This window comes from Stenotrophomonas sp. ATs4 (assembly GCF_051861585.1).
Lineage (GTDB): Bacteria > Pseudomonadota > Gammaproteobacteria > Xanthomonadales > Xanthomonadaceae > Stenotrophomonas > Stenotrophomonas maltophilia_AS.
The window spans coordinates 334,598-352,271 of the sequence record NZ_JBLYPK010000001.1 but is presented as its reverse complement, the minus strand read 5'-3'; the positions used below and the strand labels follow the sequence as shown (position 1 = coordinate 352,271).

Genomic DNA, 17,674 nt, shown 5'->3' with positions numbered 1-17,674 from the left:
CAACCTTGGTTGGCACGTCTGTCAGGTAACGTCGGCCCAGATGGGGCGACGGCGTTTCCGTTGTTGTGCCAACCAAGGTTGGCACCTACCAGAAGCGGGCTGCGCTACCGCCGTTGATCCAGTAGATCCACGCCACGCGTGGATGAAGATCGCGCCGGTGGATCAATCAACCAGCCAACCGGCCAGGTCGGCACGATCCAGCTTGCCGCGACGCTTCACGTCCAACGCATTGAACTCATCGGCCAGCGCCGGGTTGGCCTGCGCTTCTTCGCGGCTGATGAAGTCATCGCCGTTCACATCCAGCGCGGCGAAGTGGATGCGGTACTGGCCGACCACGCTGCTCGGTTCCAGCGAACGCACGGTCACCTGCGCCTCGCCGACCGGCTGTGCAATCTCGACGCTGCCACTGACCCGGCCAGCATCCAGCGGTTGCTGGCGGATTGCGCCGCCGGTCGGGCCCAACGGTTGGCTCTGCGCCGGCATGGGCGGCAGCTGCTGTGCAATGGCCGGTGCGGCTGCCAACAAGCTGATCAGTATCGGAATCGAGCGGTATCGCATGGTTGCCATTCCCAGGTAGCGCCGGGCCATGCCCGGCGGGCGCGATGGCCTCAGCGCAGCGGCGAGGCCAGCACCGTGATCTCCTCACGGTCGTGATAGAGCTGCTTGGCACGCACCACCAACGGCTTGCCGGCCTGTTCCTGGAACAGGTCCAGGCACAAGCGGGTTTCATCCCAGCGCTTCTTCATCGGCAGTTTGAGGTTGAAGATCGCGTGCCTGCACCAGCCTTCGCGGAACCAGGTAGCCATGCGTTCGGCCACGCGGCGCGGCTGCTCGACCATGTCGCAGACCATCCAGTCCAGCGATTGTTCCGGGTGCCAGTGGAAGCCGTCGGCACGCAGGTGCTCGACCAGACCGGTGTCCAGCACGTGCTGGCGCAGCGGGCCGTTGTCGATGCTCAGCACGTGCATGTGCTGGCGGGTCAGCACCCAGGTCCAGCCACCGGGTGCGGCCCCCAGGTCGGCCGCACGCATGCCAGGCTTCACCAGCGTCTCGCGCTCTTCCGGGGTCAGCAGGGTCAGCAGTGCTTCGTCCAGCTTCAGCGCCGAACGCGAGGGGGCCTCGGGCAGCAGCTTCAGGCGCGGGATGCCCAATGCCCACGGCGCGCTGTCGGCCGGGTCGGCCACGCAGACGAAGGCATGGGTGCCGTCGACGAACACCACGTGCAGGCGCGGCAGGCGGTCGTTCGGCTTGTCAGTAAGCTTGCCGGCCTTGCGCAATGCCGGGCGCAGCGCATTGCCGAAGGCGCGGGCCAGCCCGGACAGCGGCTTGCCGGCGTCCGAGTCGGGGTGTTCCACCCACAGGTCGCCGAAGCGCGGCGCATCGGCCAGCACCGCCAGCATTGGGGTGATCCGGTCCGCCGGGTCCAGCTGCGGCAACTCGGCCAGCACCACCAGCTTCTGCCGCGCGAAGATCAACTCGCGCCAATGCAGGCGCGGCGCCAGCGCGGCGGCTTCGTCGCACATGAACAGCACGTAGCCGTCATTGCGCTGGGTACGCGCATAGCCGGCGAAACCGGCTTCGCCGGCACGGAACTGCAGCTCGCCGGCCAGCTCGGGCTCGAAGCCCTGCCGGCACAGGCACAGCAGGCCGATGCCGGTCTCAGTAACGGGCGCCATCGCTTTCCCCATAAGCACGCAGCACGCTGCGCGCGGCGTCGCGGTTCAGGCCTTGCACCACTTCGATGCCACGCTTGTTGAGTTCACCCACCCAGTCGGCCGGCAGCGGGCCTTCATCGAACGGGGTCAGCTCTTCGACGTCGGCCGAGTTGGCGCCGATCAGCAGGCGGTCGATGCCGGCCCACACGGTCGCGCCATAGCACTGGCAGCACGGCTGCGAACTGGTGGCCAGGGTGACCGGCGACAGCACCGCGTTCAGGCGCGGGGTCTGCAGGCGCTGCTGGGCCAGCATGTAGGCCATGTTCTCGGCATGGGCCAATGAGGTCGAGTGCGGCATCACCCGATTCACGCCGGCAGCGATCACCTTGTCGTCCGGGCCGAACACTACGGCGCCGAACGGACCGCCACTGGCGTGCTCGACGTTCAGTCGCGACAGCTCGATCGCCAGCGCGACCTTGGCCTCATCGCCTGGATATCGACGATCCAGCTCGATCTGGTCGTGGATCCAGGCGGGAAGGGTCAGGTGGACTTGCGCGTACAGCATCGCGGGGGTGCCTCGTAGTGGGATGGAAGAAAGTGCGGTTGCTTGGGAAACCGGCGCGCAGTGTAGCCGCACCGGCCTGTATCGGGTGTGGCGGCGGGTCAGCCCGGCGAGCCGGTGCGGATCACCACGTACTGCTTGCGGAATTCCAGGCCGGCCTGCGGCCAGCTGGCCGCGTAGGTGCGCAGCAGGGGCAGGGCGGCGGCGAAGTCGTGGCCATTGACCCGGCAATCGGCCTCGCACAGGCCGTCGGCATCGCGCGAGGCGAACAGGCGGATGGCCAGGAACTGGCGCGCCTTCAGCAGGTCGTCGAAGGCCTCCATGCTTTTGGTGAACAGACAGCACGGGCAGGAGCCGTGGTCGTCCTCGCTGCAGGTGGACGCATCCACTTCCTGCGCGCGGTAATGGGCCAGCGGCCCCAGCACCACGGTGCGTTCGTGCTCCTCCCCGTCGTCGCCAGCCGGATAGGTCAGGCCCATCATCGGCAGGCCCTGTGCATCTTCGGCGCCGATCGCGGTCTGCAGGGTCGCCAGGTCCACCCGCACCCAGGTCTGGAACCCGGACAGCAGCGAGGCCTGCTCATCGGCACCGTTGGCGTGCTGGTACTCGAACAGGCCATCGGCGAACAGCGTGGGGTGTTGTACCTCGATGACGGTAGAGGTCTGCCAGCCGCCGTTGTCGCGCGCGTTCGCGGCCATCGCATGCGGGGTCAGGCGCAGGCCGCTGTCCAGCAGCAGCGCGTTGCCGTCGACGCGGCTGGCGGTGCCGGCATCCTGCAGGACCTGCTGCAGCAGCGGGAGGAGCGCGGTGGACGGTGTGGTCATGTCAGGCCTGTGGATGGATGGGGCGGAACATCCAGGCGGTGCCTGGGACTAGCGGTGGAGTGCGTCGAGTTCGGCGCGATATCGCTGCGCGTCGGGCTGCTGCTGCGGATCGTTGCCGTGGTCGCGCAGCCAGGTTTCCAGTTCGCGGCGATAGTCCGCGCGGAAATCGGCATTGCCCGGGCTGAAATGCAGCTTGCGTGCCGCTACCGCCACGCGCTCGCGCGCGCTGGCCCGGGACTGGGCGATACCGTGCGGTGATTCGTCGGTGAGGATGACGAAGTTTCGCGGGAAACCCGGTGTGTACTTCACCACGAACGGCTGGTCCTGCGCCGGGATGCGGATGGCATTCTCCAGCGGCCACAGCGAGGCGGTATTGGTGTGGAACACCACCTCCACGTCGCGGCCTTCGGCAGTGCGCAGCACCGCTTCGTAACGCCAGATGTACTGTTCGTTGAGCGTGGAGTTGGTTTCCTCGGCCTTGACGATCACCGCTTCACCGCGCTCGCCCACCGCGTTGAGAAAGGTGGCGTTGAGGAAGTGGCCGAGGAAGATGTTGAGCATCGCCAGCGGGAACACCACGATGGCGTAGCCCGGAAAGCGCCGCCACCATGAGACCAACCCGGCCAGCACCATCGCTGCAAAGAACGTCAGCAGCGGATGCTGCGAGATGAACCAGAGCAGGGCGGACAGGGCGGTGATCATGGTCGCGGTCGTGCGGGCGCCGTCCTGGCGCCCGCGCAGGTCCTCAGGCCGACCAGGTGTCGCGCAGGGTCACGCTGCGGTTGAACACCGGCTTGGCTTCGGTATGGTCGCGGCGGTCTGCGACAAAGTAGCCGGTACGCTCGAACTGGAACGACTGCTCCGGGGCGGCGCTGGCCGCGGCCGGCTCGACGTAGCCGGTGACGGTGCGGCGCGATTCCGGGTTGAGGTAGTCGCGGTAGGTCTTGCCTTCCGATTCGTCGTCCGGGTTCGGCACCGAGAACAGGCGGTCGTACAGGCGGATCTCGGCCGGCACGCCGTGCACGGCGCTGACCCAGTGGATGGTGCCCTTGACCTTGCGATTGGCGCCTTCCATGCCCGGACGCGATTCCGGATCCAGCCAGCCGCGCAGTTCGGTGATGGTGCCGTCGGCATCCTTGATCACTTCATCGCAGCGGATGATGCCGGCGCCGCGCAGGCGCACTTCGCCACCCGGGATCAGGCGCTTCCAGCCCTTCGGCGGCACTTCGGCGAAGTCCTCGCGGTCGATCCACACTTCGCGTGCAAACGGCACTTCGCGGCTGCCGAAGCTCTCGTCCTTCGGGTGGTTGCTGAAGGTCAGCTTTTCTTCATGGCCTTCCGGCAGGTTGGCCAGCACCAGCTTGACCGGATCGATCACCGCCATGCGGCGCGGCGCTGCACTGTCCAGGTCTTCGCGCAGCGCGCCTTCCAGCACGCTGAAGTCGATCAGCGAATTCTGCTTGCTGATGCCCACGCGCTCGGCGAACAGGCGCATCGCCGCCGGGGTGTAGCCGCGGCGACGCAGGCCCTGCAGGGTCGGCATGCGCGGGTCTTCCCAGCCGTCCACCAGCTGTTCGGTGACCAGCGCCATCAGCTTGCGCTTGCTCATCACCGTGTAGTTGATGTTCAGGCGCGAGAATTCGATCTGGCGCGGCTTGGCCGCTTCGCGCGGCAGGCCGGCGTCGACCAGCGGCTGGGTCAGCGTGTCGTCATGGGCGAAATCGACGTTGTCCACGCACCAGTCGTACAGCGGGCGGTGGTCTTCGAATTCCAGCGTGCACAGCGAGTGGGTGATGCCCTCGATCGAATCGCCCAGTGCATGCGCGAAGTCGTACATCGGGTAGATCGGCCACGCGTTGCCGGTGTTCTGGTGCTCGACGTGCTTGATGCGGTACAGGGCCGGATCGCGCAGGTTGATGTTGCCGCTGGCCATGTCGATCTTGGCGCGCACGGTGCGCGCACCGTCCGGGAATTCACCGGCACGCATGCGGCGGAACAGGTCGAGGTTTTCCTCGACGCTGCGGTCGCGCCACGGCGACGGGCGGCCCGGCTCGGTCAGGGTGCCGCGGTAGGCGCGCACTTCCTCGGCCGACAGGTCGCAGACATAGGCCTTGCCCTGCTCGATCAGCTTCTCGGCGGCGAGGTAATAGGTCTGGAAGTAGTCAGAAGCGTGGCGCAGCTCGTTCCAGCTGAAGCCCAGCCAGCGCACGTCGTCCTGGATCGCGGCCACGTATTCCGGATCTTCCTTGGCCGGATTGGTGTCGTCGAAGCGCAGGTTGCAGACGCCGCTGAATTCACCGGCGATGCCGAAGTTCAGGCAGATCGACTTGGCGTGGCCGATGTGCAGGTAGCCATTCGGTTCCGGCGGAAAGCGGGTCTTGATCGCCTGGTGCTTACCACTGGCCAGGTCCTCGCGCACGATCTGGCGGATGAAATCGCGCTTCTCGTGGCTGTCGGCGGGGGTCTCGGGGCTGGCGGGGGTGTGCTCGGACATGAGTCGGCGAAAGTAAGGCAGAAAGATTGCCAGTCTAACGCTTACCGGGAAGGGCTGCCCGGGCTGCCGCTACGCTCGCCGGGCATGGCTCGGCGCTACCGGTGCGGGATGGTAGCGCCGAGCCATGCCCGGCGAGCGCGGCGGCGGCATTCAGCCCCCGGGCGTATGCTGGACCCCTGTCCCGAGGAGCTGCCGCATGCACATCGTGTACAAGGCCGACAACCTGTTCGACGCCCACCTGGTCAAGCACGCGCTGGAGGATGCCGGCATCCCGGCCTTCGTGTTCGGCGAGTCGTTGCTGGGTGGCATGGGCGAGCTGCCGCTGTTCGGTGTGCTGCGGGTGGGTATCCCCGATGCGGCGCGGCCGCAGGCGGAGGACATCGTGGCTGCACTGGACTTGGGCCACGCCCCGGACGACCCCATTTCAGATGCAGACGACATTGCCGGTCTTCCGGCGTAGGAGCGCATCATGTTGGGAATTGGACAGGGCATTCTTGGCATCGGCGCCTTCAAGCAGCGCCTGCCGCGCCCGGAAGAAGCATTGCCGGGGCGTGACCAACCGTTGCCGCTGCACAGCAACCAGCACTTCGTGAACAGCCATCCGCTGAAGGACCGTTTCGCCGGCCTGCAGCAGATCCGTTTCGCGCTGGGCTGCTTCTGGGGCGCAGAACGCAAGTTCTGGACCGAGCCAGGCGTATACAGCACCTCGGTGGGCTATGCCGGCGGCATCACCGCGAACCCGACCTATGAAGAGGTCTGCTCGGGCCTGACCGGCCATACCGAAGTGGTGCAGGTGGTGTTCGACCCGGCGGTGGTGAGCCTGGAGCGGCTGCTGCAGCTGTTCTGGGAAAGCCACGACCCGACCCAGGGCATGCGCCAGGGCAACGACACCGGCACCCAGTACCGTTCGGCCATCCACGCCACCGACGAGGCGCAGTACGCCGCCGCGCTGGCCAGCCGCGAGGCCTACCAGGCGCAGCTGGATGCGGCCGGCTACGGCCCGATCACCACCGAGATCGTGTACCCGGCACCGGAGTACTACTACGCCGAGGACTATCACCAGCAGTACCTGGCGAAGAATTCGAACGGCTACTGCGGCATCGGCGGCACCGGCGTGAGCTGCCCGATCGGGTTGGATGTGGGGGCGCCGCGCTGACGCGCGGTGGTCCGCCTGCGGCGGGCAACGTCAACGGCTGAAAGCCAAAGCCAAAGCGGCTCTGGGTTTCTGCAGATTGGGCGGGGCGGTGTGGGTTGGCAGGACACGCCGTAAACCCGTCCCTGGGGGCTCGATGGCGCCATCCATGGCGCCAACGGTCCTGCCAACCCACACCGCCCCACCCCCGACAGTTTCCCGGTGACGGTTGGCAAGAGCAGTGGGTTACTGACGAACTGATGGAAAAGAAAAAAGGACGTGGCTTTCGCCGCGTCCTTTTTCGTTCGTGCTCTTGCTTCTGCTTCCTGTAGAGCCGAGCCATGCTCGGCTGCGAGCAAGCGAAGCGCGCGACCCGCCGTTGCTCTTCTTTCCTTCTTCCGTGGCGGGCGGCCACCGGAAACTGTCAGAGGGCGGGCGGGTTGGGTTCGCGGGAGTGTCCGCCGCATGGATGCGGCGGCCAAGCCTCCAGGGATGGATTCACGGCGTCTCCCGCGAACCCAACCCGCCCGACCCAGCGCGGCTTTTGCTCTTCGCGACCAACCGACCCGCCACGAGGGGCTCAGCCGTTGGCCGGAATCACAGTTCCGAACGAATACGCTCGCGCAGCGCCTGCAGATCCTTGGCAAACGCATCGATACCGGTCGCCAGCTTCTCGGTGGCCATCGGATCGGCCGCCAGATCCGCTGCGAACTTCGCCGCATCGATCGGGGTCACCGCCGCGCCATCTGCCGCACCGGCCACCAGCTTGCGCGGCAGCTCGCCGTGGTCAGCGTCCAGCTTCTCCAGCAGGTCCGGCGAAATCGTCAGGCGGTCGCAGCCGGCCAGCGCTTCGATCTGCGCGGTGGAACGGAACGAGGCGCCCATCACCACCGTCGGCGAGCCACGGCGCTTGAATTCGGCATACACGCCGCGCACGAACACGACGCCCGGGTCTTCATCGATGCTGGCCGGGGTCTGGCCGTTGGCCACGTACCAGTCCAGGATGCGGCCGACGAAGGGCGAGATCAGGAACGCGCCGGCTTCGCTGCAGGCCAGCGCCTGGGTCGGGTTGAAGATCAGGGTCAGGTTGCAGTCGATGCCTTCGGCCTGCAGGATGCGCGCGGCTTCCACGCCTTCCCAGGTCGCGGCGATCTTGATCAGGATCTTCTCGCGCGGCACGCCGGCATCGGCGTACATCTGGATGAACTGGCGGGCCTTGGCCACGGTGGCGGCGGTGTCGTAGGCCTGGTCGGCGTCCACTTCGGTGGACACGCGGCCCGGCACCAGCGTGCTCAGCAGCGCGCCGACGCCGATGGTCAGGCGGTCGGCCACGGCGTGCACCACGGCTTCACGGTCGCCACTCTGCTGGCGGCCCCAGGCCAGTTCGCGCTCGATCAGCTCGGCGTAGACCGGCAGGTCCAGCGCCTTCTTCACCAGGGTCGGATTGGTGGTGCAGTCCACCGGCTGCAGGCGCTTGATTGCCTCGTAGTCACCGGTATCGGCAACGACCACAGACAGTTCGCGCAGCTGGGACAGTTTGGACGGGGTACTCATTACGGCTCCTGGTGCAGGGGGATCGAGTCGCGCGCGGTGCGCAGCGGTAATCAGGGGCGGTCGTTGTGGACCGCGGTCACGCGCAGGCGCAGCTTGCGGCCGCCGGGCGCATTCCAGTCGATGCTCTGGCCGATCGAAAGGCCGAGCAGGGCACTGCCGACCGGGGCCAGCACGGAAACCTTGCCTTCATCGACGTTGGCTTCGCGGGGGAAGACCAGGGTCAGGACGTGCTTCTCGCCCGACACTTCATCTTCGCACTCCACGCGCGAATGCATCATGACGATGCCTTCGGGAATCTGGTCCGGTGCCAGCACGGTGGCCCGGTTGAGTTCTTCAGCAAGCGCGAGCGCGGCAGGCGTCTGGCTCAGCGCTGGGGATTCGAGCATGGCGTCCAGGCGGTCCATGTCGAAGGTGGAAACGGTGATCGACGGCGGCAGGCCGCTGGCGGTGTTCATGGTGAAGCTCCTTGGTTGAAAGCCATGCAAAAGGCGGCACCTGCTGGCGCCGCCTGTCTGTATTGTGGGGACAAATGCGACCGGAATCGACTCCTGCCGATTCCGGGCCAGTCCTGCGTAGGTTCAGCCGTTCAGCACGAGGCCGGGCAGGGCGCTGGCGTCGCCGCCGGCACTTACCGCCTCCAGGGTGAACAGTGCCTGTGGCAGGCGCTTGAACTGATCGGCCAGTTCCATCAGGAAGTCGTTCATGGCCGAGCTGCGGCGCCAGATCATGGCAATGCGACGGCTGGGACGGCCTTCGCCGGTGAAGTCGAGCAGGCGGATGTTGTTCGAGCGCGGTACGGGCGGCTGCACCGACAGGCTCGGTAGCAGGGTGATGCCAACGTCGGCGGCGACCATCTGCCGCAGTGTCTCCAGGCTGGTGGCGCGGAATTCGGACTTCTCGTTGGCGCCGAACAGCCGGCACACTTCCAGTGCCTGGTCGCGCAGGCAATGCCCGTCTTCCAGCAGCAGCAGCTTCTGCGTGGCCAGTTCCTGCACGTCCAGATGCTCACGCCCGGCCAGCGGGTGGCGGCCCGATACAGCCAGCAGGAAGGGTTCCTCGAACAGGAACTCGGCGTGCAGCTGATCGTCGATCACCGGCAGGGCCAGCAGCGCGGCATCGAGCTTGCCTTCGCGCAGGCGGTCCAGCAGCACGTCGCTCTTTTCCTCGACCAGCAGCAGTTCCAGCTCAGGGAAGCGCTCGCGGATGCGCGGGATCACATGCGGCAGCAGGTACGGGCCCAGGGTCGGGAAGATGCCCAGGCGCACCGTACCGGCTTCCGGATCGCGGCTGCGTCGCGCCGCTTCCTTCAGCTGTTCCACTTCGGACACGATCACCCGTGCCCGTGCCGCTGCTTCTTGGCCGGCCGGGGTCAGCATCACCTTGCGCGGCGCGCGTTCCACCAATGGCAGGCCCAGCTCTTCTTCCAGCTTGCGGATCTGCGTCGACAGCGTGGGCTGGCTGACGAAACAGGAAGCGGCAGCCCGGCCGAAATGCTTGTGGTCGGCCAGGGCTACCAGGTACTTCAGATCACGTAGGTTCATCCTTACACCCCAGGGGTAACGGACCGGCTGACGGCATGGTTACCCGACAGGCAGACAAGGTTCCCGGTGATCTGGGAACGGTGGATCAGGCAGCTTCAGCAACGGCACCCGTGCTGCTGCTCACCGACGAGCGGATCAGGTGGTCGAACGCACTCAATGCGGCGGTCGAACCGGCACCCATGGCAATGATGATCTGCTTGTAGGGTACCGTCGTGCAATCGCCTGCGGCGAACACCCCCGGCAGATTGGTCTGGCCGCGATCATCGATGATCACCTCGCCACGCGGCGACAGCGCCACGGTGTCCTTCAGCCATTCGGTGTTGGGCAGCAGGCCGATCTGCACGAAGATGCCTTCCAGCTCGACGCGGTGGGCATCGCCGCCGACACGGTCCTTGTAGACCAGGCCGGTGACGCGGCTGCCGTCGCCCAGCACTTCGGTGGTCTGCGCGCTGGTCAGCACGGTGACATTGGCCAGGCTGCGCAGCTTCTTCTGCAGCACTTCATCGGCGCGCAGGCTGGAATCGAACTCCAGCAGGGTTACATGCGACACGATGCCGGCCAGGTCGATGGCTGCTTCCACGCCGGAGTTGCCGCCGCCGATCACCGCCACACGCTTGCCCTTGAACAGCGGACCATCGCAGTGCGGGCAGTAGGCCACGCCCTTGTTGCGGTACTGGTCTTCGCCCGGCACGTTCATCTGCCTCCAGCGCGCGCCGGTGGACAGGATCACCGAACGCGACTTCAGCACTGCGCCGTTCTCCAGCTGCACCTGCACCAGGCCGTCTTCGCCGGCCGGCACCAGCGCGCTGGCGCGCTGCAGGTCCATGATGTCCACCTCGTACTCGCGCACGTGCTGTTCCAGCGCCGTGGCCAGCTTCGGGCCTTCGGTCTCCTTCACCGAAATGAAGTTCTCGATCGCCATGGTGTCCAGCACCTGGCCACCGAAGCGTTCGGCGGCGATGCCGGTGCGGATGCCCTTGCGTGCGGCGTAGATCGCCGCTGCTGCGCCGGCCGGGCCACCGCCCACCACCAACACATCGAAGGCGTCCTTGGCGGCGATCTTCTCGGCATCGCGCTTGCCGGCATTGGTGTCCAGCTTGGCCACGATCTGCTCGAGGGTCATGCGGCCCTGATCGAACACCTCACCGTTGAGGTACACGGTCGGCACCGACATGATCTCGCGCTTCTCGACTTCGTCCTGGAACAGGGCGCCGTCGATGGCCACGTGCTGGATGCGCGGGTTGAGTACCGCGGCCAGGTTCAGCGCCTGCACCACGTCCGGGCAGTTCTGGCAGGACAGCGAGAAGTAGGTTTCGAACTTGTACTCGCCTTCCAGGTTCTGCACCTGCTCGATCAGCTCGGCGGTGGCCTTGGACGGATGACCGCCCACCTGCAGCAACGCCAGCACCAGCGAGGTGAACTCGTGGCCCATCGGCAGGCCAGCGAAGGTCAGGTGGATGTCCTGGCCCGGGGTGCCCAGATCGAAGGACGGCACGCGGCCCTGGCCATCGCGCAGCACCTGCAGCGAAATCTTGTCCGACAGGCTGTCCAGGGTCTGCAGCAGTTCCAGCATTTCCTGCGACTTGGCGCCATCGTCGGCGTGCGCGGTGATCTGGATCGGGCGGGTCACGCGCTCCAGATAGGTCTTCAGCTGCGACTGCAGGTTGGCGTCCAACATCGGGTCATCTCCTGGCTTCAGGCAAACAGGGGGCGTGGCACCGCTGTAGAAGGTAGCGGACCAGCAGGGGGTAGGGGTGAACCCAAGACAGCGACCATGGAAGGGGCTGGCTGGCCAAGGCTGGCGTGCGTTGGCTGTCTTGGGTTCACCCCCACGCCGGCGGGGGGACCGGCACGGGGATGAAGGGCTCGCTGTGGCGTGGGGCCACGGCAGGCCGGTACTGCTTTAGATCTTGCCGACCAGGTCCAGCGACGGGGTCAGGGTCTTCTCGCCTTCCTTCCACTTGGCCGGGCACACCTGGTTCGGGTTGGCGGCGGTGAACTGGGCAGCCTTCAGCTTGCGCAGGGTCTCGGACACGTCACGGGCGATCTCGTTGGAGTGGATCTCCAGGGTCTTGATCACGCCTTCCGGGTTGATGATGAAGGTGCCGCGCAGGGCCAGGCCTTCTTCCGGAATGTGCACGCCGAAGGCGTTGGTCAGCTGGTGGGTCGGGTCGCCGACCAGCGGGAACTGCGCCTTGCCCACGGCCGGCGAGGTTTCGTGCCAGACCTTGTGCGAGAAGTGGGTGTCGGTGGTGACGATGTAGACCTCGGCGCCGGCCTTCTTGAATTCGGCGTAATGGTCAGCGGCGTCTTCGATCTCGGTCGGGCAGTTGAAGGTGAAAGCGGCCGGCATGAAGATCAGGACCGACCACTGGCCCTTCAGGGTGCTGTCGGAAACCTTGATGAACTCGCCATTCAGGTAAGCGTTGGCTTCGAACGGCTGGATCTGGGTGTTGATCAGGGACATCGTTTTTCCTCTGGGTGAAGGGGTGGGTGAATCGACAGGACCTAGATTACCGACTCGCTATCGATAAGGACAATCCATTGATTGCATCTATTTGATAGATGGAGTCTATCAAAATGTACTGAGCAGGCACTGAACCCGGCCGCTTTCATCCTGCAACTGCCTGTGTGACAAGGAAAATCTCCCGGGGCCGCTGAATGGGGCCGATAGCCCCTCCTTATTCCCTCCCGCAGAACCTGAACGGATTGCAGCTTTTTGTAGAGTCGAGCCACGCTCGACTGCGGCTCTACAATTGCGGCATGTCTTTCCAAACCGAACCCTCCCTGCGCCAGACCGTGGCTGAGGCCAGTGCCCGCCTGGGCGGCGTCGAGGCCCGCCACGAAGCCGAACTGCTGCTGCTGCACGTACTGGACCGCCCGCGCAGCTGGCTGTTCGCACACGCCACCGACCCGCTGGCCGCCAATGACCAGGCCGCCTTCGATGCATTGCTCGCCCGCCGCGTGGCCGGTGAGCCGGTGGCCTACCTGACCGGCCGCCGCGGTTTCTGGACGCTGGACCTGGAGGTCGACCCGGCCACGCTGATCCCGCGCCCTGAAACCGAACTGCTGGTCGAGTTGGCACTGGAGCGCCTGCCTGCCGATTGCGACCTGCATCTGGCCGATCTCGGCACTGGCAGCGGCGCGATCGCCCTGGCGCTGGCCAGCGAACGGCCGCAGGCGCAGGTGCTGGCCACTGATGCCAGCCCGGGCGCGTTGGCCGTGGCTGCGCGCAATGCTGCCCGCCATGAACTGCGCAACGTCCGCTTCGCCGAGGGCGGGCACGACTGGTATGCACCGCTGCAGGGTGCACGCTTCGACCTGATTGCCAGCAACCCGCCGTACATCGCCAGCGACGACCCGCATCTGAAGCAGGGCGACCTGCGTTTTGAACCGGCCACGGCGCTGGCCTCCGGCGTGGACGGCCTGGATGACATCCGCCGCATCGTCGACGGCGGCCAGGCCCACCTGCTGCCCGGCGGCTGGCTGCTGATCGAGCACGGTTGGGATCAGGGCGCGGCGATCCGCGCGCTGTTCGACGGCGCCGGTTTCGCCGAGGTGCAGACCGTGCAGGATCTGGAGCAGCGCGACCGGATCACCCTGGGCCGGCGTCCGGCCTAGAATGGAGGTTCTCCTGCCCCGGCAGGGCATCACCCTGGAGCTGCAAGCATGCGTACGCTGTACCCCGCCATCACCCCCTACGACGTCGGCACCCTGAAGGTCGACGACCGCCACACGCTGTACTTCGAACAGTGCGGCAACCCGGACGGCAAGCCGGTGGTGATGCTGCACGGTGGCCCGGGCGGCGGCTGCAGCGACAAGATGCGCCAGTTCCACGACCCGTCCAAGTACCGCATCATCCTGTTCGACCAGCGCGGTGCCGGCCGTTCCACCCCGCACGCGGACCTGGTGGACAACACCACCTGGGACCTCGTCGCCGATATCGAAAAACTGCGCGAGCACCTCAAGGTCGATCGCTGGCAGGTGTTCGGTGGCAGCTGGGGTTCGACCCTGGCGCTGGCCTATGCCGAAACCCACCCGCAGCGCGTGACCGAACTGGTTCTGCGCGGCATCTTCATGCTGCGTCGCTGGGAGCTGGAATGGTTCTACCAGGAAGGCGCCAACCGCTTGTTCCCGGATGCATGGGAGCACTACCTGAAGCCGATTCCGTCGGTGGAGCGTCATGACCTGATCTCGGCCTTCCACCGCCGCCTGACCAGCGAAGACGAAACCACCCGCCTGGATGCGGCCAAGGCCTGGGCGGTGTGGGAAGGCGCGACCAGCTTCCTGCATGTCGATGATGACTTCATCAACAGCCACGAAGACCCGCACTTCGCGCTGGCCTTTGCCCGCATCGAGAATCACTATTTCGTCAACGGCGGCTTCTTCGAAGTGGAAGACCAGCTGCTGCGCGATGCGCACCGCATCGCCGACATTCCCGGCGTGATCGTGCACGGCCGCTACGACGTGGTCTGCCCGCTGGCCAATGCCTGGGACCTGACCAAGGTGTGGCCGAAGGCAAAGCTGGAAATCACCCCGGCCTCGGGTCACTCGGCATTCGAAGCGGAGAACGTGGACGCGCTGGTGCGCGCCACCGATAGCTTCGCCTGACCGGTAGTGCCGGCCGCTGGCCGGCAACGCCTTACCGGTAGCGCCGGGCCATGCCCGGCGGCATTCCATTCCGCCGCCCGATGTGGCTCGCCGGGCATGGCCCGGCGCTACCAACCCTCATCCACGCATGGCGTGGATCTACCACGCGGTGCTGCCGATCAGTAGAGCCAGGCCATGCCTGGCTGCTTCTGCTTTGGAACCTCATCCACGCATGGCGTGGATCTACCACTGCCCGGCCAGCAAGGCGTCGGCCAGCACCTGCAGCTTCGGCGAATGCTGGCGCGACGGCGGGTAGATCAACGACAGTTCGCGGCTGCGGCCCTCGAATGGCTGCAGCACGCGCTGCAGGCGGCCGTCGGCCAATGCATCGGCCACCGCGAAATCCATCACCTGCACGATGCCGATACCAGCGATCGCTGCTTCCACCAGCGGATCGCCGCTGTCGAACACCATCCGCGTCGGTGGCGTGACCTCACGCAGGTGCCCGTCCTGCAGGAACTGCCAGTCCACCAGCCGGCCACTGCGCAGGTTGCGCACCGCCAGGCACGCGTGATCCTGCAGCGCGGCTACATCGCCCGGTGCGCCACAGCGGGCCAGATAGGCGGGGCTGGCCACGGTCACCCAGCGCAGCGGCCGCAATGGCCGTGCGACGATGCGCTGGTCGGCGATGACGCCGGTGCGCAGCGCGGCATCGAAGCCTTCCTCGACCAGATCGACCAGACGGTCGCTGAGCACCGCTTCCACCTGCAGCTGCGGATGCCGTTCCAGCAACGGCGCCAGCATCGGCACCAGCACCTTGCGCCCGAACATCGACGGCGCGCTGATCTTCAACGTGCCCGAGGGCGTGCACGGGCGGTCGGCCAGTTGCCGCTCGGCATCGTCCAGGCCGGCCAACAACGGTGCCACCTGTTCCACGAACTGGCGGCCATCCGGGGTCAGCGCCACGTTGCGGGTGTTCCGCTGCAGCAGCTTCACCCCCAGCGACACTTCCAACCGCCCGATCGCACGCGACAGGCCGGACTGGCTCAGGCCCAGCTGACCGGCAGCCACGGTGAAACTGCGGGCTTCGGCTACCTGCACCAGCATGCGAACCGCATTGAGGTCCATCGAGGCTGCATTCATGCGAAAAATCATGACAGAAATGGTGGGTGGGGGGTTTATTGATTCGGTCGCATCAATGAGACTGCGTTTCCCCACCGTTCCAGACCGCCGATGCCTCCCCTCAAATACCCGCGCTGGGCGCTGACCCTGCTGGCCACCGCCCAGCTGATCATCGCCCTGGACGCCACCATCATCTTCGTCGCCCTGCACGACATGGGGCGCGCGCTGCAGATCAATGCGCAGCAGCTGCAATGGGTGGTCAGTGCCTACACCGTCGCCTTCGGCGGCAGCCTGCTGCTGGGAGGCCGTGCCGCCGACCTGATCGGCCGCCGCCGCTTCTACCGGCTGGGCATGCTGCTGTTCGCGCTGGCATCGCTGCTCGGTGCCCTGGCACCGAATGCCACCCTGCTGATCATCGCGCGTGCCGCGCAGGGCATCGGTGCCGCACTGCTGTTCCCGGCCACGCTGGCGCTGATCAACACGCTTTACGCGGAAGGTCCAGTGCGCAACCGCGCGCTGGCGATCTGGAGCATGGCCAGCGCGGTGGGCCTGGCGCTGGGCACGCTGCTTGGTGGCGTGCTGACCCAGGCGTTCGGCTGGCCGGCGGTACTGGCGGTGATCGTGCCGCTGGCCACCGCTTGTGCGGTCGCCGCAGGCGCGTGGTTGCCGGCTGATGGCCCGCGTGCGCAGGGCCGCTCGTTCGATCTGGCCGGCTGCATCACCGTCACTCTCGGCGGCAGCCTGCTGGTCACCACCCTGGTGCAGGGCCCGGAATGGGGCTGGCTGGCGCCGGCCACGCTGGGCTGCCTGCTGCTGTCGGTGCTGCTGCTGGTGGCGTTCGTGCAGATCGAACAGCGCAGCCGCGATCCGCTGATGCAGTTTGCGCTGTTGCGCCTGCCCGGCCTGCGCGCGGCACTCGGCCTGACCTTCGCCTTCATGAGCAGCTATGGCGTGCAGTACTACTTCCTGGCGCTCTACTTCCAGGACGGCTACGGCTGGAGCCCGCTACAGGCCGGCCTGGCGTTCCTGCCGGCCACCGCGGTGTGCACGGTCGGCATCCAGCTGGCTGAGTGGACGCTGCAGCGTTGGAGCGCACGCAAGGTGCTGGTGGTCGGGCAGTTGGCCGGGGCCGTGGGCATTGCCGGAGTGGCGGCGGCATTGCCGCACGCAGCGAACTTCTGGCCGCTGCTGCCCGGTGTAGTGGTGCTGAGCATTGGCCAGGGCATGACCTGGACCGCGATGTGGATCGTGGCCGGGCAGGGCGTGCCGGCCGCACAGCAGGGTGTCGCATCTGGCATGGCCGCCACCGCGCAGCAGATCGGTGGGGCGCTGGGCCTGGCGGTGCTGGTGATGGTGGCCAATGCCGGTGCCGGCGCTGCAGGCTCGCCCAGTGCGTTGGCCGGACTGGTGCGCGCCGAGTACGGCGCCGCGCTGTTCGCGCTGTTCGGCGTGGTCATTGCGCTGGGCCTGCGCCCGGCGCCGGTAGACTCGGTAGCGACTGCTTGCCTGAGCACCGACGCATGATCGAACTGCTGGACCTGCAACAGACGCTGCACGCGTTTGCCGCCTGCAATGATGACTACGACGTATCCATGTCCTTCGGCTGGGTGCACGCCACCGACGGCGAGCCGATGCACGCGCGCTTCTGGTTGCCGCCCGATGAGGACACCGCCTTTGATGACGACGGCGAGGTGCCGGCCGAGGCGCGCGCGCTTGGGCTGCGCGGGTATCTCGAACCTGGCAACTTTGCAGGTGTGATTTTTGTACAGAAGCGCCAGCGTCCGCTATCCACTGTGGAGGAGTACGCAAAGGCTCTGGAGCACTATTGCGAGCACGACGCGTTCCTGGAAGTCGAAGGTGTCGACGAAGCGCTGGGGGAAGCTACGGCGGCTGACCGACTGGCCGCGCGCTATGCCGGGGTAGGTGCGGACATCTTTACGTCGTTCGACCTGTGGTTGCTGGCGTGTGCGGATGAGCAGCTGAAGGCCGCCGCGCAGCATGTGGCGCACGTGCACCAGGTACCCGTGGGTGAGGCGCTGGCACGCTGCCGTGCGTTGCCGCTGGTGCTGGGTGAAGCGCTGGATCGCAACCGCGCGCAGGTCATCAAGGATCAGTTCGGTGCGATCGGCGCGACCTTGCAGGTGCACGGGTTCAAGCCGTTCCCGTGGATGGATGCGCCGGTATTGCGTTGAACAACACC

Annotated in this window: 18 protein-coding genes; 6 read left to right on the top strand and 12 right to left on the bottom strand. The window is 66.6% G+C overall.

Translation table 11 applies throughout. The features are described 5' to 3' along the window. Positions 1–162 precede the first annotated feature (162 nt). The 6 genes from ABR323_RS01790 to ABR323_RS01765 form a co-directional block, all read right to left on the bottom strand. A complete protein-coding gene (locus tag ABR323_RS01790) occupies positions 163–558 on the bottom strand; it encodes an EF-hand domain-containing protein (protein ID WP_439447973.1) in 396 nt (131 codons plus the stop codon). A 50-nt stretch (positions 559–608) separates the two neighbouring features. Next, positions 609–1,676, bottom strand: coding sequence for a 23S rRNA (cytidine(2498)-2'-O)-methyltransferase RlmM (gene rlmM, locus ABR323_RS01785; RefSeq protein WP_135272380.1), 1,068 nt, complete (start codon positions 1,674–1,676; stop codon positions 609–611). After that, positions 1,660–2,220 carry a nucleoside deaminase gene (locus ABR323_RS01780; RefSeq protein ID WP_439447972.1) on the bottom strand — a complete coding sequence of 187 codons (561 nt, stop codon included), beginning with the start codon at positions 2,218–2,220 and terminating at the stop codon, positions 1,660–1,662. Before ABR323_RS01780 ends, rlmM begins: the two co-directional genes overlap by 17 nt. A 98-nt stretch (positions 2,221–2,318) precedes the next feature. After that, entirely contained in the window at positions 2,319–3,041 is a 723-nt protein-coding gene (locus ABR323_RS01775; protein ID WP_439447971.1) for a DUF6348 family protein, read from the bottom strand. Positions 3,042–3,089: 48 nt separating this feature from the next. After that, on the bottom strand, positions 3,090–3,743 hold the full coding sequence (locus tag ABR323_RS01770) for a hypothetical protein (protein WP_439447970.1): 654 nt from the start codon (positions 3,741–3,743) through the stop codon (positions 3,090–3,092). 43 nt (positions 3,744–3,786) lie between these two features. Further along, positions 3,787–5,535, bottom strand: coding sequence for a glutamine--tRNA ligase/YqeY domain fusion protein (locus tag ABR323_RS01765; RefSeq protein ID WP_439447969.1), 1,749 nt, complete (start codon positions 5,533–5,535; stop codon positions 3,787–3,789). Between the two features lie 196 nt (positions 5,536–5,731). Between ABR323_RS01765 and ABR323_RS01760 the strand changes: the two genes are divergently transcribed. Together ABR323_RS01760 and msrA are read left to right on the top strand one after the other, a co-directional pair. After that, positions 5,732–5,995: a putative signal transducing protein gene (locus ABR323_RS01760; protein ID WP_046987838.1), complete on the top strand. Its 264-nt coding sequence runs from the start codon at positions 5,732–5,734 to the stop codon at positions 5,993–5,995. Positions 5,996–6,025: 30 nt separating this feature from the next. Continuing rightward, complete coding sequence (msrA, locus tag ABR323_RS01755) at positions 6,026–6,691, top strand: peptide-methionine (S)-S-oxide reductase MsrA (protein WP_439448169.1); 666 nt, start codon at positions 6,026–6,028, stop codon at positions 6,689–6,691. 573 nt (positions 6,692–7,264) lie between these two features. Here msrA and ABR323_RS01750 read toward each other — a convergent pair. From ABR323_RS01750 to ahpC, 5 genes are all read right to left on the bottom strand, one after another. Continuing rightward, on the bottom strand, positions 7,265–8,221 hold the full coding sequence (locus ABR323_RS01750) for a transaldolase (protein WP_439447968.1): 957 nt from the start codon (positions 8,219–8,221) through the stop codon (positions 7,265–7,267). A gap of 50 nt (positions 8,222–8,271) precedes the next feature. Next, complete coding sequence (gene rnk / locus ABR323_RS01745; RefSeq protein WP_065722817.1) at positions 8,272–8,676, bottom strand: nucleoside diphosphate kinase regulator; 405 nt, start codon at positions 8,674–8,676, stop codon at positions 8,272–8,274. Between the two features lie 123 nt (positions 8,677–8,799). Beyond that, on the bottom strand, positions 8,800–9,762 hold the full coding sequence (locus ABR323_RS01740; RefSeq protein ID WP_439447967.1) for a LysR substrate-binding domain-containing protein: 963 nt from the start codon (positions 9,760–9,762) through the stop codon (positions 8,800–8,802). Positions 9,763–9,847: 85 nt separating this feature from the next. Continuing rightward, entirely contained in the window at positions 9,848–11,440 is a 1,593-nt protein-coding gene (gene ahpF, locus ABR323_RS01735) for an alkyl hydroperoxide reductase subunit F (RefSeq protein WP_135272391.1), read from the bottom strand. A gap of 225 nt (positions 11,441–11,665) precedes the next feature. Then, a complete protein-coding gene (gene ahpC / locus ABR323_RS01730; RefSeq protein ID WP_004144811.1) occupies positions 11,666–12,229 on the bottom strand; it encodes an alkyl hydroperoxide reductase subunit C in 564 nt (187 codons plus the stop codon). 296 nt (positions 12,230–12,525) lie between these two features. Between ahpC and prmC the strand changes: the two genes are divergently transcribed. Both prmC and pip read left to right on the top strand, forming a co-directional pair. Next, positions 12,526–13,383 carry a peptide chain release factor N(5)-glutamine methyltransferase gene (prmC, locus tag ABR323_RS01725; protein ID WP_439447966.1) on the top strand — a complete coding sequence of 286 codons (858 nt, stop codon included), beginning with the start codon at positions 12,526–12,528 and terminating at the stop codon, positions 13,381–13,383. 48 nt (positions 13,384–13,431) lie between these two features. After that, positions 13,432–14,373 carry a prolyl aminopeptidase gene (pip, locus tag ABR323_RS01720; RefSeq protein ID WP_126928723.1) on the top strand — a complete coding sequence of 314 codons (942 nt, stop codon included), beginning with the start codon at positions 13,432–13,434 and terminating at the stop codon, positions 14,371–14,373. A 222-nt stretch (positions 14,374–14,595) separates the two neighbouring features. Here pip and ABR323_RS01715 read toward each other — a convergent pair whose 3' ends face one another. Beyond that, positions 14,596–15,480, bottom strand: a complete 885-nt coding sequence (locus ABR323_RS01715) for a LysR family transcriptional regulator (protein WP_439448168.1) — start codon at positions 15,478–15,480, stop codon at positions 14,596–14,598. A gap of 105 nt (positions 15,481–15,585) precedes the next feature. Here ABR323_RS01715 and ABR323_RS01710 point away from each other — a divergent pair, with 105 nt between their 5' ends. Together ABR323_RS01710 and ABR323_RS01705 are read left to right on the top strand one after the other, a co-directional pair. Further along, complete coding sequence (locus ABR323_RS01710) at positions 15,586–16,998, top strand: MFS transporter (RefSeq protein WP_439447965.1); 1,413 nt, start codon at positions 15,586–15,588, stop codon at positions 16,996–16,998. Then, positions 16,995–17,666 (top strand): DUF7716 domain-containing protein, encoded by a 672-nt coding sequence (locus ABR323_RS01705; protein ID WP_439447964.1) that lies wholly within the window; start codon positions 16,995–16,997, stop codon positions 17,664–17,666. Before ABR323_RS01710 ends, ABR323_RS01705 begins: the two co-directional genes overlap by 4 nt. Positions 17,667–17,674 lie beyond the last annotated feature (8 nt).

Coding starts and splice junctions, on each gene's coding strand:
- ABR323_RS01790 (WP_439447973.1), bottom strand. CDS start 558: ATGCGATACCGCTCGATTCCGATACTGATCAGCTTGTTGGCAGCCGCA.
- rlmM (WP_135272380.1), bottom strand. CDS start 1,676: ATGGCGCCCGTTACTGAGACCGGCATCGGCCTGCTGTGCCTGTGCCGG.
- ABR323_RS01780 (WP_439447972.1), bottom strand. CDS start 2,220: ATGCTGTACGCGCAAGTCCACCTGACCCTTCCCGCCTGGATCCACGAC.
- ABR323_RS01775 (WP_439447971.1), bottom strand. CDS start 3,041: ATGACCACACCGTCCACCGCGCTCCTCCCGCTGCTGCAGCAGGTCCTG.
- ABR323_RS01770 (WP_439447970.1), bottom strand. CDS start 3,743: ATGATCACCGCCCTGTCCGCCCTGCTCTGGTTCATCTCGCAGCATCCG.
- ABR323_RS01765 (WP_439447969.1), bottom strand. CDS start 5,535: ATGTCCGAGCACACCCCCGCCAGCCCCGAGACCCCCGCCGACAGCCAC.
- ABR323_RS01760 (WP_046987838.1), top strand. CDS start 5,732: ATGCACATCGTGTACAAGGCCGACAACCTGTTCGACGCCCACCTGGTC.
- ABR323_RS01750 (WP_439447968.1), bottom strand. CDS start 8,221: ATGAGTACCCCGTCCAAACTGTCCCAGCTGCGCGAACTGTCTGTGGTC.
- rnk (WP_065722817.1), bottom strand. CDS start 8,676: ATGAACACCGCCAGCGGCCTGCCGCCGTCGATCACCGTTTCCACCTTC.
- ABR323_RS01740 (WP_439447967.1), bottom strand. CDS start 9,762: ATGAACCTACGTGATCTGAAGTACCTGGTAGCCCTGGCCGACCACAAG.
- ahpF (WP_135272391.1), bottom strand. CDS start 11,440: ATGTTGGACGCCAACCTGCAGTCGCAGCTGAAGACCTATCTGGAGCGC.
- ahpC (WP_004144811.1), bottom strand. CDS start 12,229: ATGTCCCTGATCAACACCCAGATCCAGCCGTTCGAAGCCAACGCTTAC.
- prmC (WP_439447966.1), top strand. CDS start 12,526: ATGTCTTTCCAAACCGAACCCTCCCTGCGCCAGACCGTGGCTGAGGCC.
- pip (WP_126928723.1), top strand. CDS start 13,432: ATGCGTACGCTGTACCCCGCCATCACCCCCTACGACGTCGGCACCCTG.
- ABR323_RS01715 (WP_439448168.1), bottom strand. CDS start 15,480: ATGGACCTCAATGCGGTTCGCATGCTGGTGCAGGTAGCCGAAGCCCGC.
- ABR323_RS01710 (WP_439447965.1), top strand. CDS start 15,586: ATGCCTCCCCTCAAATACCCGCGCTGGGCGCTGACCCTGCTGGCCACC.
- ABR323_RS01705 (WP_439447964.1), top strand. CDS start 16,995: ATGATCGAACTGCTGGACCTGCAACAGACGCTGCACGCGTTTGCCGCC.